Raw genomic sequence first — 14,642 nt, 5'->3', positions numbered from 1 at the left:
GCAGGCCGGATGCGACCCTTTTCTTCAACCAAGAATCGACCGATGAACGATCTGCCACTGGCCACCCTGTACCAGTCTCTCGAGCAGTCCCGCCCGGCCACCTTGGAGGCCTTGCTGGCGGGCGTGTCGCTGCTGCTGCCGATCCTCGACGCCATCCCCAACGCAGCGATCTTCATCAAGGATCCGGCAGCACGCTATGTGCTGGCCAACAGCACCTTGGTGCAGCGTTGCGGCTTGAAGCGCCTGCAGCCACTGCTGGGCAAGACCAGCGCCGAGGTGTTCCCGGCGCAGTTGGGGCCGGGCTATACCGAGCAGGACCGGCGGGTGTTGCAGGAGGGTCGGGTGCTGGAGGACCAGTTGGAGCTGCACCTGTACGGCAGCCGCGAGCCGGGCTGGTGCCTGACCCACAAGCGCCCGCTCTACAATCATCTGGATGAGATCATCGGCCTGGTGGGCATTTCGGTCGACCTGCAGGCCGCTGCCGACCGCCACCCCGCCTATCGACGCCTGGCGGCGGTGGACGAGCATATCCGCAGGCACTTCCATCAGCCGATCAGCCTGCGCGAGCTGACCCGCATCGCTGGGATCTCCGTGGCCCAACTGGAGCGCTACTGTAAACGGGTGTTCCACCTGACACCGCGGCAGATGATCCACAAGGCGCGATTGGAGCAGGCGCATCGGCTGTTGCTGAGCGACAGGCCGATCACCGAGGTGGCGATGGCGTGCGGCTACACCGATCACAGCGCCTTCAGTCGTCAGTTCAAGCAACTGACCGGCTTCACCCCACGCCAGTATCGTCAGGCCACCTCGCGCAGTGCAGACGACGCAGTGCCGAATCGGTGCTGAACGAGGCACGTGAAGTAATCTAGGACTGCCGAAAAAGCACAAAGTTTCATACGCAAATCAACAACTTAGAAGATTGTGTACAACTCGTGCCAATCGTCGGATTTCCGTTGCCAGCCCCCGCTTCGAGCGGCAAATTCCGCCTCGTCATCCCTATGAGGCTCTGTTGATGAAGAAGTACTCCTCGATTCTGTTGTTGTCTCTCGGCCTGCTCAGCGGCGCTGCCATGGCCGGCGGTACCACCGAAGCCGGCGTTGGCGGCGCATTGGGCGGGGTACTCGGCTCGGTGGTCGGCCAGTCCATCGGCGGCAACACCGGCTCGGCCATTGGTGCGGGCTTGGGTGGTGCAGCGGGCAGCGCCGTCGGCGCCGACAAACGCCAGCGCGGTGAAGCGGCCATCGGCGGCGCACTGGGCGCAGCGGGCGGTAACGTGGTGGGTCGCCAGTTGGGCGGCAGCACCGGCAGCCTGGTGGGCGCAGCGGCCGGCGGCGGCGCCGGTGGCGCGTTGGGCAACTACATGGGCAATCGCGCCGACCAGGACGATCGCCGCTACCGCCGCGACGACCGTCGTCACTGGGACCACGGCCCTCGTGATCGCCACTACGGCCACCGCAAGCACGGGCGCCACGGCCGGCACTGATACACGCCACGCCCTACGCCTGACACCTAAGGCCTCGCCCTCACCCGGCGAGGTCTTTGCGTTTGGGCAAATGCCAGGGCTTAGGGGCCTCCCCGATATGGAGGCCGAGAGTCACTGGATATGATTTCCCATCCGCCATCAGAACACGGGACGCAGGGAATGCGCACGAGCATCGTCGATCCAACATGCCAGCCCGGCCCCGGGGAGGCCCTAGGATGACGGACGCCACCTGCCCTCCAGCACTGGACCAGGCCTGCTTCGAGCGTATCCGTCAGCGGGTCTGCCAGGCCACGGGCTATCGCCTGGCCGACGAGCGCCGCGCGGTGGTCGCCAGTCGCCTGCAATCACGCCTTCAACACTACGGCCTGACCAGCTTCGACGCCTATCTCGAACGCGTCGACGAACAGCCCGCCGAACAGGCGTTGCTGTTGAGCCTGCTGATCGCCCGCGACACCTATTTCTTCCGCGAACACCGCCACTTCGAGCATCTGTTCCGCTGGCTGCCGAGCCTGGATCATCCACCGCGTCTGTGGAGCGCCGCCTGCGCCAGTGGCGAGGAAGCCTGGAGCCTGGCCATGGTGGCCGACCAGAGCGTACCGACCGGCTGGGAAGTCCTGGCCAGCGACTACGACAGTGGCTTGCTGCAACAGGCCGCCCGTGGCCGCTACGACCTGTCCCAGGCACGCTATTTCCCTCCCGGCTGGATGGGCCGCTACTGCCTGTGTGGTGCCGAGCCCCCTGCCAGTCGTCTACAGATCGCCTCCGGTCTGCGGGAGCGGGTACGCTTCGAGCTCATCAATCTGATCCAGCCATTGCCGGATGAGCTGGGTGAGTTCGATGCGATCCTGCTGCGCAATCTGCTCGCGGGTTTCGACAAGCGATGCAAGGCCGATGTGCTGCTGCGCCTGATGCCCCACTTGCGCCCCGGCGGGCTGCTGATGATCGGTCACAGCGAAAGCATCCACGGCCTGGACCTGCCACTGCGGCCGATACTGCCGTCAGTGTTCGAACGCTTATGATGAACAGCACTGCCGCATCGAACGGCAGACAAGGACTGGTCGCGCTCCCGCGCGGCAGTGCGCTTGTGGATCGAGCAGGCCTGCCGCCCCCCTTCCCTTGCGAAACAGGCCTTGACCCATGCCTTGCCGAATCCTGCTTGCCGACGACTCGCCCCTTTTCCGCGCCGGCCTGCGCGCCCTGCTCGAACAGAAGAAGGAATACGCCGTCGTAGCCGACACCAGCGATGCCATGAGCGCCGTGGCCCTGGCGGAAAAGCTGCGGCCGGAAATCGTCGTGCTGGACATGAACAGCGACACCCTGAACCGCCAGCAAGTGCTGCAAGAGCTGTTCATCCGCGTACCGGGCAGCCGCGTGCTGATGCTGTCAGCGCGCTCGGAACTGGAGCATGTGATGAACTGCCTGCAGCTCGGGGCACAGGGTTTCCTGCTCAAAAGCGCTACGGTCTGCGAATTCGAACAGGCCTTGCAGACCTTGCGCAGTGGCGGTCAGTACCTGTCATCGACGGTGCTGCCGATGGTCATCGGCCAGGCCCTCAAGCACAACCGCAAGCGCCCGGCCAGCCCGGCACAGGCTCCGCTGACCCCACGCCAACTGGAAATCCTGCGCCTGATCGCGCGGGGCGAAAGCACCCGTTCGATCGCCGATGGCCTGGGCCTGAGCGTCAAGACCGTCGAAGCCCATCGCTCGCAGATCATGCACCGCCTGCAGATCCACGATGTCCCCGGACTGGTGCTGTTCGCCGTCCGCGAGGGCATCATCTGCCTCAACGATTGAGCGACAACCCGGCCAGGATCAATTGCAGGGTTTCGGGCAGCGGTGCAGCACGGCCCGTGGCGCGCTCGACGAACACTTGCACCACTCGGCCCATCGCGCAGGCTTCTGACTCACCCGGACGATACAGTGCCAGACGGAACTCGACGGTGCTGCCACCCAGGCGCGAGACACCCAGCGCCACTTCGAGCACATCGGGGAAGCCTGGCAAGGCGAAGAAATCGGCCGCCGAACTGACCACCAACGCCGCCAGCTCGCCTTCACGCAGGTCGAGTTCGGCCTGCTCGACCAGAAAAGCCTGGATGGCGGTTTCGAACAGGGCATGCACGGTGGAGCCGGCCATGTGGCCGTTGTGGTCGTTGTCCTGCGGGCGGGTGAGGATGGGGTGGAAATGCGAGAAGGCACTGCGCTGGATGGACTCGGTCATGGGGTATCCAAAGCGGGTGGCGGGAAAACAAGCTTCCCACATTTGCCCGAAGACACTCCAGAGGCACGCGCAGCGCCCTCGCCAGTCACAAAAAAGCCGCCCCGAGGGGCGGCTCTTCGTCGCGTCGAACGCGCTTACAACTGCGGACCGGCCGCCTTGATGGCGTCGGAGACGTCGAACTTCTTGAAGTTCTCGGTGAACAGCTTGGCCAGGCCTTTGGCGGCCTCGTCGTAGGCCGCCGGGTCAGCCCAGGTGTTGCGTGGGTTGAGCAGTTCGGTGTCGACGCCCGGGACGGCCTTCGGCACGTCCAGGTTGATGATGTCCAGGTGCTCGGTTTCGGCACCGATCAGCGCGCCGCTCTGGATCGCAGCGATCACGGCACGGGTAGTGGGGATGCTGAAACGCTTGCCAACGCCATAGCCACCGCCAGTCCAACCGGTGTTGACCAGGTAGACCTTGGAGCCGAAGCCTTTGATACGCTTGATCAGCAGCTCGGCGTACTCACCCGCCGGACGCGGGAAGAACGGCGCGCCGAAGCAGGTGGAGAAGGTCGACTTGATGCCGCTGCCCGAGCCCATTTCGGTGGAACCGACCAGCGCGGTGTAGCCGGACAGGAAGTGATAGGCCGCCTGCTCGTTGTTCAGGATCGACACAGGCGGCAGCACGCCGGTCAGGTCGCAGGTCAGGAAGATGACGGCATTCGGCTCGCCACCCTGGTTGGCCTCGGAGCGCTTGGCGACGTGCTCCAGTGGGTAGGCGGCGCGACTGTTCTGGGTCAGGCTGACGTCGGCGTAGTCGGCATGGCCGGCTTCGTCGATGACCACGTTTTCCAGCACTGCGCCGTGCTTGATGGCTTTCCAGATGACCGGCTCGTTCTTCTCGGACAAGGCGATGCACTTGGCGTAGCAGCCGCCTTCGATATTGAAAACGACGCCCTCGCCCCAGCCGTGCTCGTCGTCACCGATCAGGTAACGGCTTTCGTCGGCCGACAGGGTGGTCTTGCCGGTGCCGGACAGGCCGAAGAACAGGGTCACGTCGCCTGCTTCGCCAATGTTGGCGGCGCAGTGCATAGGCAGTACGTCAGCAGCCGGCAGCAGGAAGTTCTGCACCGAGAACATGGCCTTCTTCATTTCGCCGGCGTAGCGCATGCCGGCGATCAGCACCTTCTTCTGGGCGAAGTTGAGGATAACGCAGCCATCGGAGTTGGTGCCGTCACGCTCGGGCACGCACTCGAAATTGGCGACGTTCAGCACCTGCCACTGGTCGCGACCGGCCGGGTTGAACTGGCCGTCTTCCGGGGTGATGAACAGGCAGCGGCCGAACAGGTTCTGCCAGGCGGTCTGGGTGGTCATCTTGACCGGCAGGTAGTGCTCTTGGGCAGCACCGACGTGCACGTAGGAAACGAAGTGTTCCTGGGCGTTGTTGAACGCCTCGACGCGGTCCCACAGGGCATCGAACTTGTCGGCCGGGAACTTGCGGTTGATCGGGCCCCAAGCAATGGCGGCAGAGGTGCTCGGCTCATCGACGATGAAGCGGTCAGCGGGCGAACGACCGGTGCGGTGACCGGTTTCCACGACCAGTGCGCCAGTATCGGCCAGCACGCCTTCCTTGCGAGACAGCGCTTGTTTCACCAGCTCGTCGACGCTCAGGTCGGTGTACACGGTGTTGTTGGCTTGCGTCATGAGATACCCCATCCGGCCCGAGGCCGAGTGCTCCAAACGTTTTGTAGTGGTCTGTTTCAAACTACTACAGCTAAAAAAGTGGCCGGATTATGCCAGAAACGCCCAAAAAAAGTAGGCCCCTCCTGTCGTATCTGCGCTTTTGCGCAGTTAGACAGGAGAATCTCCTGTGATGAAGCGTTTCAGTGGAGAGTTTCTGATGCCCCGTCCGTGCCACCGCCAGCGAACAATTGCGCTACATCGGTTGCATCGAAGAGATAGCGCTCGTTGCAGAACTGGCAATCGATTTCCACCGTGCCGCCACATTCCTCGACCAGCGCCTTGGCATCGGCCTCGCCGAGGCTGACCAAGGCATTACCGGAGCGCTCTCGGGAGCAACTGCAACTGAAGCGCAGTGGCTCGACATCGAACAGGCGCACAGCGTCCTCGTGATAGAGGCGGTGCAGCAGGGTTTCGTTGTCCAGCGCCCACTCCTCGGCCTTGAGGGTACTGGCCAGGGCCACTACATGCTGCCAACTCTCGTCACGCGCTTCGTCATCGGGCTGGCGATCGCGCGGCAACTGCTGCAACAACAGGCCACGGGCCTTGCCGGCGGAGGCATCGAGCCAGAAGCGGGTGTTCAACTGCTGGGACTGCACGAAGTAGTTGGTGAAGCACTCGGACAGGTTCGCGCCATCCAGGCCGACGGTGCCCTGATAGCGCTGGCCTTTGATCGGGTCGATGGTCAGCGTGAGATGACCGTCGGGCATCAGCTCGGCGAGGCCGGCCTCGTTGGCGATCTGGTCGGCCTCGTAGCGGGCCATGCCGCGGATGTCGCGCTCGCCCGAGCACTCGACCATGAGCAGCGGGATAGGCCCTTGCGAGCGCGCCTGGAGAATCAGCAAGCCGTCGAACTTGAGTGCACCGACCAGGAGCGAGGTGGCGGCCATCAGTTCACCCAGCAGCGTGGCGACCGGCTGCGGATAGGGATGACGCGCCAGCACTTCGCCGTAGCTGTGGTCGAGGGAGACCCATTCGCCACGCACGTCGCGGTCTTCGAAAAGGAAGCGTTGGGTGAAATCGGTGTCAGGTAAATCGCTCATGGTTTCCCGGCTATCTGAATATTCTGAAAAGGATGACAAAATGATTGCAAGAGCCTACAAAGGCCCGTCGAAAGCGCCCACAAGGCGCTGAACTCAAGCTGGCGATCGAGGTATTTTATGGATAATCGGCCACTGTTCCAATCAAGGTGGTCCTGGGGACCACTGGCATTCTGCACCCTTCTGCCTATTGCACTACTGTGTTTCTGGTTGTGGCCGTTTGGCCAGATCCTGTTTCTGACTTTCGACGAGTGGCTGTTCCGCAGCCTCAACACGCCATTGGCCGACAACGCCGTGTGGCGCTGGATCTGGACCGTGGGCAGCCTGCGGCCCTTCGATATCGTCGTCGGCCTGATCCTGCTCGCCTTGCTGATCAAGGGCGACTGGGTGTTCAAGGCCGTTCAGGTTCGCCAGGCATTCTTCGGCTTTTTCGTCAGCCTGCTGCTGTTAGTGGTGGTGCGCGCGCTGTTTTCCAAGTGGGTCGATGCATCCGGTTGGCAGCATGACAGCCCGTCGATCGTGTTCGACGACGCCGTGCGCCTGAGCCAGTACTACCCGCACCTGGAAGAACACTGGGAACTGAAGGACCGGTCGAGCAAGAGCTTCCCAGGCGATCACGCCTCGGTGTTGCTGCTCTGGGCACTGTTCATGAGCCTGTTCAGCCGACGCCTGGTCCAAGCCCTGGCGATCTGGGCCCTGGCCACGCTGTTCATGCTGCCACGGCTGGTGGCCGGCGCGCACTGGGGCCAGGACGACTACGTCGGCGGGCTGGGCATGGCCGTGCTGGCACTGGGCTGGACCGTACACACGCCGCTGGCGGCCAAGGCCAGCACGGCGCTGTTGCGCTGGACCGCGCCGCTGTTCCGACTGCTGGGCAAGCTGCCGCTGATTGGACGCATGAGCGTGATTCGCGGCGCCTGAACCGCGTTTTGTCGGTCAACCGCGCCAAGCCAACGGCGCGGCTGACCGCACGGGTGAAATCGCCTAGTCGAAACTGCCCTGCAACTGATGAATCTGCCGGCGCTGTTTCTTGTTCGGCCGTCCATCGGTGGTCATCCCCACCGCGCCCGCCTTGCGCAGCTCGGCCGCCTGCTGACGACGCTGCAGGCTCTCGGCGGTTTCCTCGTAAAGGGTCTGCGCCTCAGGCGCGCCGCGCCGTACCAGCGACAACGCCTTGACCACCACGGTCTTTTCATCGAATCCGGTGCGCAGCACGAATTCATCGCCCACCCGAGGTTCCTTGCCCGGCTTGCAACGCTCGCCGCGACAGTGCACCTTGCCACTTTCGATGGCCGCCTTGGCCAGCGCGCGGGTCTTGTAGAAGCGCGCCGCCCACAGCCACTTGTCCAGGCGTACCTTGTCGTCTTCTTCCGACTTTTGTGCCATCTCTGTACCTCGAATTCTGTCTTTAACCGAACTGTACTACCGTAGCTGTCGGATGCAAAAAGTCCGTGTGATGCTTACAGTTCACCACCTCGTTCGCAGGCTGTGCTAATTGAAAACATTTGATCATCTGACAGTGATTGGCCTGCGCGAATGGATCGCCTTGCCCAACCTCGGCCTGGCAGGCCTGCGCGCCAAGATCGACACCGGCGCCAGCACCTCGAGCCTGCATGCCACCGACATCGAGCCGTTCGAACGCGATGGCCAACCCTGGGTGCGCTTCACCGCGCACCTGGGCTCGGTGGTGCAACTGCGCCACCGCCGCTGCGAGGCGCCGTTGGTGACCATGAAGACCATCAAGAGCTCCAACGGCCACGCCCAGACCCGCTATGTGATCCGCACGCCGCTGGCACTGGGCGATCGGGTATGGGAGGTGGAGTTCACCCTGGCCTGTCGCAAGAGCATGCGCTACCGACTGTTGCTGGGATCGAAGGCGCTGGTGCACGGTCAACTGGTAGTGAACCCGGGCCTTAAGTACGTCCAGGACAAACCGGCCTTCGTGGCCACCCTCCCCCCTGTCACAGGTGCTGCATGAAGATCGCCGTGCTTTCGCGTAATCCGCGTCTGTATTCCACCCGCCGGCTGGTCGAAGCCGGCATCCAGCGCGGTCACGAGATGGTCGTGATCGACACCTTGCGCGCCTACATGAACATCGCCAGCCACAAGCCGCAGATCCACTACCGTGGCAAGCCGCTGGAGGGCTTCGATGCGGTAATCCCGCGCATCGGCGCCTCGGTCACGTTCTACGGCTGCGCCGTGTTGCGCCAGTTCGAGATGATGGGGGTCTATCCGCTCAACGAGTCGGTGGCCATCGCCCGCTCGCGGGACAAGCTGCGCTCGCTGCAGTTGCTGTCACGGCGCGGCATCGGCCTGCCGGTCACCGGCTTTGCCCACTCGCCTGACGACATTCCCGACCTGATCCAGATGGTCAACGGCGCCCCGCTGGTGATCAAGGTGCTCGAAGGCACACAGGGCATCGGCGTGGTGCTGTGCGAGACCACCAAGGCCGCCGAGTCGGTGATCGAGGCGTTCATGGGTCTCAAGCAGAACATCATGGTCCAGGAGTACATCAAGGAAGCCGGCGGCGCCGACATTCGCTGCTTCGTGGTGGGCGACAAGGTGATCGCCTCGATGAAGCGTCAGGCCAAGCCAGGGGAGTTCCGCTCCAACCTGCACCGAGGCGGCGTGGCCAGCCTGATCAAGATCACCCCCGAAGAGCGCATGACCGCCATACGCGCGGCCAAGGTCATGGGCCTGAGCGTGGCGGGTGTGGATATCCTGCGCTCCAACCACGGGCCGCTGGTGATGGAGGTGAACTCGTCACCGGGCCTGGAAGGCATCGAGGTCACCACCGGCAAGAACGTGGCCGGGATGATCATCGAGCATCTGGAGAAACATGGCGGGCCGAATCAGACCCGCACCAAGGGCAAGGGCTGATCCACAGGGTTCGCGGCGCAGGCCGCGAACCCGCCTCACACCGCGTTGCGCGGCAACAACAGGCCCAGCGGCAGGCGCACGCGGGCCTCGATGCCCCCGCCGGAGCGGTTACGCAACTCCACATTGCCGCCATGCTGCGCCGCAATACGCTTGACGATCGCCAGCCCCAGGCCTGTCCCCTTGCCACCGCGTGCGCGATCGCCACGGATGAACGGGTTGAAGATGGTTTCTAGCTCGGACTCCTCGATACCGGCACCGCGGTCCAGCACACTGAGCACCACATAGGGCGCGCTCTGGTCGCCCGACACGTAAGCCGCCACTTCCACACCCTGCCCGGCGTGGTGCAGGGCATTGCCGATCAGGTTGCCGAGCATGCGCTTGAGCGAGACGCGCCGCAGCGGGAACGGCGGGATCGGCTCCAGGCACAGCCGCACCCGCTCCTCAGGCTGGTTGTAGGGCGCGACCACTTCGCGGATCAAGTGCTCCAGGTCGACTTCCTCGACCGGCTCGTCGCGGCCGTCGCGGATGAACGCCAGGAACTGGTCGAGGATGGCGTCCATGTCTTCGATGTCGCGCACCATGTCCTCGCTCAACTCGCTCTCGTTGCCCATCAGCGACAGCGACAGGCGCAACCGGGTCAGCGGCGTGCGCAGGTCATGGGAGACCCCCGCCAGCATCAGCTCGCGCTCGCGCCCGGCCTGCTCGACATCCTCGGCCATCTGATTGAAGGCACGGTACACCTCGGTCATCTCGCTGGGTGTATCGCTGATGGGCAGGCGCACGCTGCGGCCCTGACCCAACTGGCGGGCGGCGAACACCAGGCGCTTGAGCGGCTGGTTGAGCTGGCGCACGAAGATCCAGGCCGACGCCGTGGACAGCAGGCCGATCGCCAGGAACCAGCCGAGCACGTTCCAGATTTTCTGGCCCCGCAGCGGATGCGGGTACAGCGGCACCTTCAGCCAGCCCGGGCCCAGGCTCGGCGCGTTGACCCACAGTGCGGGCGGGGCATGCACACGCAGGCGCACTTCGGTGTCCTCGCCCAGCTCGGCCTGCATCTGCCGCTGGTAGATCTCGCTGTAAGGCCAATGCTGTTCGCCTTCGGGCACGCCCGCGCCGGTGACCCGGATCAGCCCGGCCGCTTCGGCGATCTGGTCACGGTTTTCCTCGTCTGCCGCCCAGTAGGCGCGCAGGGTGAGGGCCACGCCGTGGCTGTACTGGCGATCGACCAGCACGTCCTCGTTCATCAATAGATAAACCAGGGTCAGAGCCTTGGAGAACAGCACGACGATCAGCACCAGCCACAAGGTGCGGGCGAAGAAGCTTTGCGGAAACCAGAGGGGCGTTTTCATCAGGAGCACTGCTGCGAAGCGGGAACAGGAAGGCCGGCGACCACAGACGAAAACAGGGCGACCCTTGCGGGTCGCCCTGCCGCGTCATGGCAGAGGCTCATTTGCCGGCATTTCCATCCGGCACGAAGACGTAGCCCACACCCCATACCGTCTGGATGTACCGGGGTTTGGACGGGTCGGGCTCGATCATCCGGCGCAGGCGCGAGATCTGCACGTCGATGGAGCGCTCCAGCGCGTCCCACTCGCGGCCACGGGCCAGGTTCATCAGCTTGTCGCGGGTCAGCGGCTCGCGGGCGTGCATGACCAGCGCCTTGAGCACGGCGAACTCGCCGGTGGTGAGCATGTGCACTTCGTCGCCACGGGTGAGCTCGCGCGTGGCCAGCGACAAGGCGTAGTCGCCGAAGGTCACGACCTCGTCCTCGCTGCCCGGCGCCCCGGGCACGCTCGGCGCCTGACGGCGCAGCACCGCCTTGACCCGCGCCACCAGCTCGTCAGGGTTGAAGGGCTTGGCCAGGTAGTCGTCGGCGCCCAGTTCCAGGCCTTTGATGCGGCTGAGCTCATCGCCCTTGGCGGTGAGCATGATGATCGGAATCTGGTTGTTCGCCGCGCGCAGACGGCGGCAGGCGGAGAGGCCGTCCTCGCCAGGGAGCATGAGGTCGAGCACCACCAGGTTGAAGACTTCACGGGCCAGCAGGCGGTCCATCTGCTCGACGTTGGGCACGGCACGGGCGCGGAAGCCCTTGCTGGTGAAAAAACGCTCCAGCAGGCTGCTCAGCCCCGGATCGTCGTCCACGATGAGAATCTTTTCGCCTTCAGCATTGCTTGCGGTGCTGGTCATCAATAACTCCTCTGAGATCGCCGCGCATTATGGCGTAGCCATTGCAACGCGTGCCGTGTGCATTGTTAGCAGATTTTTCCCCCGGCGCCACTTCCCCGCCACGCGCATGGCCCAGCGCTATCACCGCAAGCCGGACGCGATCGGTATAATGCGCCGCTTTCATCCAGCGCCGTCGGGCTAAAAGTGCCGCCGCGGCCTCATGCATTCACATTTGTCAGGTGGTTCTCATGGACAGCATCAACAGCCGTATCGCCGAGGAACTGGGCGTACGCCCACAACAGGTGGAAGCGGCCGTAGGCCTGTTGGACGAAGGCTCGACCGTGCCCTTCATCGCCCGTTACCGCAAGGAAGTGACCGGCAGCCTGGACGACACGCAACTGCGCCACCTGGAAGAGCGTCTGCGTTACCTGCGCGAACTCGACGAGCGCCGCGCCAGCATCCTTTCCAGCATCCAGGAACAGGGTAAGCTCACTCCCGAACTGTCCCGCGAGATCGCCCTGGCCGACACCAAGACCCGCCTCGAAGACCTGTACCTGCCGTACAAGCAGAAGCGCCGCACCAAGGGCCAGATCGCCCTGGAAGCCGGCCTCGGCGAGCTGGCCGACAGCCTGTTCGACGACCCGCAACTGAATCCGGAAGAACACGCAGCACGCTTCGTCGATGCCGACAAGGGCGTGGCCGACGTCAAGGCCGCGCTGGAAGGCGCCAAGTACATCCTCATGGAGCGCTTCGCCGAAGATGCCGCCCTGCTCGACAAGCTGCGTGGTTTCCTCAAGCACGAAGCGGTGCTCACCGCACGCGTGGTGCCGGGCAAGGAAGAAGAAGGCGCCAAGTTCCGCGACTACTTCGCCCATGACGAACTGCTGCGCAACGCCCCGTCGCACCGCGCCCTGGCAATCTTCCGTGGCCGCAACGAGGGCGTGCTGAGCGCCTCGCTGAAGGTCGGCGAGGAACTGCCGGGCACCCTGCACCCTTGCGAGGTGATGATCGGCCAGCACGTGGGTGTCGAGAACCGCGGTCGTCCGGCCGACAAATGGCTCGGCGAGGTGGTGCGCTGGACCTGGAAGGTCAAGCTCTACACCCACCTGGAGACCGACCTGTTCGGCGAGTTGCGCGACAACGCCGAGGGCGAGGCGATCAACGTCTTCGCCCACAACCTGCACGACCTGCTGCTGGCCGCCCCGGCCGGGCCGCGCGCCACCCTGGGCTTCGACCCGGGCCTGCGCACCGGCTGCAAGATCGCCGTGATCGATGCCACCGGCAAGCTGCTGGACTACACCACCGTGTACCCGCACGCCCCGAAGAACGAGTGGGACCGCACCCTGTCGATCATGGCCGCGCTGTGCGCCAAGCACTCGGTAGAGCTGATCGCCATCGGCAACGGCACCGCCAGCCGCGAGAGCGACAAGCTGGTGGCCGAGCTGGTCAAGAAATACCCGGCGCTGAAGATCACCAAGGTCATGGTGTCCGAAGCCGGCGCCTCGGTGTATTCGGCCTCCGAGCTGGCCGCCCGTGAATTCCCTGACCTGGACGTGTCGATCCGTGGCGCCGTGTCGATCGCCCGCCGCCTGCAAGACCCGCTGGCCGAGCTGGTGAAGATCGATCCTAAATCCATCGGTGTCGGCCAGTACCAGCACGATGTGTCGCAGGTGAAATTGGCGCGCGGCCTGGACGCGGTGGTCGAGGACTGCGTGAACGCCGTCGGCGTGGACGTCAATACCGCCTCGGTGGCGCTGCTCACGCGCATCTCCGGCCTCAACGCCACCCTGGCGCAGAACATCGTCGCGCACCGCGATGCCAACGGCCCGTTCGCCACCCGCGCGGCATTGAAGAAAGTCAGCCGCCTCGGCGAGAAGACCTTCGAACAGGCCGCCGGCTTCCTGCGCGTAATGAACGGCGACGACCCGCTGGATGCCTCGGCGGTGCACCCGGAAGCTTATCCACTGGTGCAGCGCATCGCCGCCGGCACCGACCGCGACATCCGCTCGCTGATCGGCGACAGCAGCTTCCTCAAGCGCCTGGACCCGAAGACCTTCACCGACGAGACCTTCGGCCTGCCCACCGTCACCGACATTCTGCAGGAGCTCGACAAGCCCGGCCGCGACCCGCGCCCGGAGTTCAAGACCGCCACCTTCCAGGACGGCGTCGAAGACCTCAAGGACCTGGAGCCGGGCATGATCCTCGAAGGCGTAGTGACCAACGTCACCAACTTCGGCGCGTTCGTCGACATCGGCGTGCACCAGGACGGCCTGGTGCATATCTCGGCGCTGTCGGAGAAGTTCGTCAAAGACCCGCGCGAGGCGGTCAAGGCGGGCGATGTGGTCAAGGTCAAGGTCATGGAAGTGGATATCCCGCGCAAACGCGTCGGCCTGTCCATGCGCATGGGCGACACCCCGGGCGAGAAAGTCGAAGGCCAGCGTGGCGGCGCACGCGGCAAGGGCGACAAGAGCGGCAGCCGCCCACAGCAGGCCCCGCGCCCGCGTGAAACCGTCAGCGCAGAGCCAGCGAACAACGCCATGGCGGCGCTGTTCGCCAACGCCAAGCAGTTGAAGAAGAAATGATGGAGGTGCCTCGGGAATACGTCGAAAGCGCCTTCAGCCAACTGCTGGGCTGCCGTCTGCAGCACCTGGAAACGGGTGTGGCGACGGTGGCCCTGGCGCTGACGCCACCGCTGCGCAACCGCGGCCAGAAGCTGCACGGCGGGGCGATCTTCAGCCTGGTCGACATCGCCATGGGCCTGGCCTGCTCGGCCAGCCATGGCTTCGACCAGCAGAGCGTAACCATCGAGTGCAAGATCAACTACCTGCGCGCCGTCAGCGACGGCGAGGTGCTGTGCACGGCCAGGGTGATCCATGCCGGGCGCCGCACCCTGGTGGTCGACGCCGACGTAACCCAGGGCGACAAGCGAGTGGCCAAGGCGCAGGGAACCTTCGCGGTTCTCTAGCTCACAAAAGGTTAACTGCGGTATGTTGCTGGCATCGAGCTATTGGGGTCGCTTGCCAGCCCTTCGCGCCTAAGGCGCGCAGGGCCCACGCAAAGCCCCGGTTGCATCACTGGAACCGCGTAAACCAGGCGACAACGCCAGTTCCTTTGTACCTACCCTTGTAGACCGTCAT

At 64.5% G+C, this 14,642-nt stretch carries 15 protein-coding genes; 9 read left to right on the top strand and 6 right to left on the bottom strand.

Annotated features, from left to right (window positions below):
* The first annotated feature begins 42 nt into the window (after positions 1–42).
* The 4 genes from ACK2SD_RS01735 to ACK2SD_RS01720 all read left to right on the top strand — a co-directional run bounded on the left by ACK2SD_RS01735 (position 43) and on the right by ACK2SD_RS01720 (position 3,277).
* The gene (locus ACK2SD_RS01735) at positions 43–846 is read left to right on the top strand and encodes a helix-turn-helix domain-containing protein (protein ID WP_412461207.1); all 804 of its coding nucleotides are present in this window, start codon (positions 43–45) and stop codon (positions 844–846) included.
* Between the two features lie 166 nt (positions 847–1,012).
* On the top strand, positions 1,013–1,483 hold the full coding sequence (locus ACK2SD_RS01730; RefSeq protein ID WP_039581397.1) for a YMGG-like glycine zipper-containing protein: 471 nt from the start codon (positions 1,013–1,015) through the stop codon (positions 1,481–1,483).
* A 215-nt stretch (positions 1,484–1,698) separates the two neighbouring features.
* Positions 1,699–2,502, top strand: coding sequence for a CheR family methyltransferase (locus ACK2SD_RS01725; protein WP_412461206.1), 804 nt, complete (start codon positions 1,699–1,701; stop codon positions 2,500–2,502).
* A 118-nt stretch (positions 2,503–2,620) separates the two neighbouring features.
* Positions 2,621–3,277, top strand: a complete 657-nt coding sequence (locus tag ACK2SD_RS01720; protein WP_029612855.1) for a response regulator — start codon at positions 2,621–2,623, stop codon at positions 3,275–3,277.
* On the opposite strand, the gene ACK2SD_RS01715 is transcribed toward ACK2SD_RS01720, so the two are convergent.
* The 3 genes from ACK2SD_RS01715 to hslO form a co-directional block, all read right to left on the bottom strand.
* On the bottom strand, positions 3,267–3,701 hold the full coding sequence (locus tag ACK2SD_RS01715) for an acyl-CoA thioesterase (protein WP_029612856.1): 435 nt from the start codon (positions 3,699–3,701) through the stop codon (positions 3,267–3,269). The genes ACK2SD_RS01720 and ACK2SD_RS01715 overlap by 11 nt on opposite strands.
* Positions 3,702–3,835: 134 nt before the next feature.
* Positions 3,836–5,383 carry a phosphoenolpyruvate carboxykinase gene (locus ACK2SD_RS01710; protein ID WP_412461205.1) on the bottom strand — a complete coding sequence of 516 codons (1,548 nt, stop codon included), beginning with the start codon at positions 5,381–5,383 and terminating at the stop codon, positions 3,836–3,838.
* Positions 5,384–5,562: 179 nt separating this feature from the next.
* Complete coding sequence (hslO, locus tag ACK2SD_RS01705; RefSeq protein ID WP_412461204.1) at positions 5,563–6,462, bottom strand: Hsp33 family molecular chaperone HslO; 900 nt, start codon at positions 6,460–6,462, stop codon at positions 5,563–5,565.
* A gap of 117 nt (positions 6,463–6,579) precedes the next feature.
* On the opposite strand from hslO, the gene ACK2SD_RS01700 reads away from it, so the two are divergent.
* Positions 6,580–7,380, top strand: a complete 801-nt coding sequence (locus ACK2SD_RS01700; protein WP_412461203.1) for a phosphatase PAP2 family protein — start codon at positions 6,580–6,582, stop codon at positions 7,378–7,380.
* 63 nt (positions 7,381–7,443) lie between these two features.
* Here ACK2SD_RS01700 and ACK2SD_RS01695 read toward each other — a convergent pair whose 3' ends face one another.
* Positions 7,444–7,845, bottom strand: coding sequence for an RNA-binding S4 domain-containing protein (locus tag ACK2SD_RS01695; RefSeq protein ID WP_029612859.1), 402 nt, complete (start codon positions 7,843–7,845; stop codon positions 7,444–7,446).
* A gap of 175 nt (positions 7,846–8,020) precedes the next feature.
* Here ACK2SD_RS01695 and ACK2SD_RS01690 point away from each other — a divergent pair, with 175 nt between their 5' ends.
* Both ACK2SD_RS01690 and rimK read left to right on the top strand, forming a co-directional pair.
* Positions 8,021–8,437 carry an ATP-dependent zinc protease gene (locus ACK2SD_RS01690; protein WP_240327028.1) on the top strand — a complete coding sequence of 139 codons (417 nt, stop codon included), beginning with the start codon at positions 8,021–8,023 and terminating at the stop codon, positions 8,435–8,437.
* Positions 8,434–9,339, top strand: coding sequence for a 30S ribosomal protein S6--L-glutamate ligase (rimK, locus tag ACK2SD_RS01685; protein ID WP_295481226.1), 906 nt, complete (start codon positions 8,434–8,436; stop codon positions 9,337–9,339). Before ACK2SD_RS01690 ends, rimK begins: the two co-directional genes overlap by 4 nt.
* A gap of 35 nt (positions 9,340–9,374) precedes the next feature.
* On the opposite strand, the gene ACK2SD_RS01680 is transcribed toward rimK, so the two are convergent.
* Both ACK2SD_RS01680 and ompR read right to left on the bottom strand, forming a co-directional pair.
* Positions 9,375–10,688, bottom strand: a complete 1,314-nt coding sequence (locus ACK2SD_RS01680) for an ATP-binding protein (protein WP_029612861.1) — start codon at positions 10,686–10,688, stop codon at positions 9,375–9,377.
* A gap of 97 nt (positions 10,689–10,785) precedes the next feature.
* The gene (gene ompR, locus ACK2SD_RS01675; RefSeq protein ID WP_412461202.1) at positions 10,786–11,526 is read right to left on the bottom strand and encodes a two-component system response regulator OmpR; all 741 of its coding nucleotides are present in this window, start codon (positions 11,524–11,526) and stop codon (positions 10,786–10,788) included.
* A gap of 227 nt (positions 11,527–11,753) precedes the next feature.
* Between ompR and ACK2SD_RS01670 the strand changes: the two genes are divergently transcribed.
* Positions 11,754–14,087 (top strand): Tex family protein, encoded by a 2,334-nt coding sequence (locus ACK2SD_RS01670; protein WP_412461201.1) that lies wholly within the window; start codon positions 11,754–11,756, stop codon positions 14,085–14,087.
* The gene (locus ACK2SD_RS01665) at positions 14,087–14,470 is read left to right on the top strand and encodes a PaaI family thioesterase (RefSeq protein ID WP_029612862.1); all 384 of its coding nucleotides are present in this window, start codon (positions 14,087–14,089) and stop codon (positions 14,468–14,470) included. Before ACK2SD_RS01670 ends, ACK2SD_RS01665 begins: the two co-directional genes overlap by 1 nt.
* The last annotated feature ends 172 nt before the right edge of the window (positions 14,471–14,642 follow it).

It is taken from the genome of Pseudomonas sp. SC11 (assembly GCF_047039205.1).
GTDB classification, from domain to species: Bacteria; Pseudomonadota; Gammaproteobacteria; order Pseudomonadales; family Pseudomonadaceae; genus Aquipseudomonas; species Aquipseudomonas boreofloridensis.
Note: the sequence above shows the minus strand (reverse complement) of the source record. Positions and strands in the feature narration are given on the sequence as shown.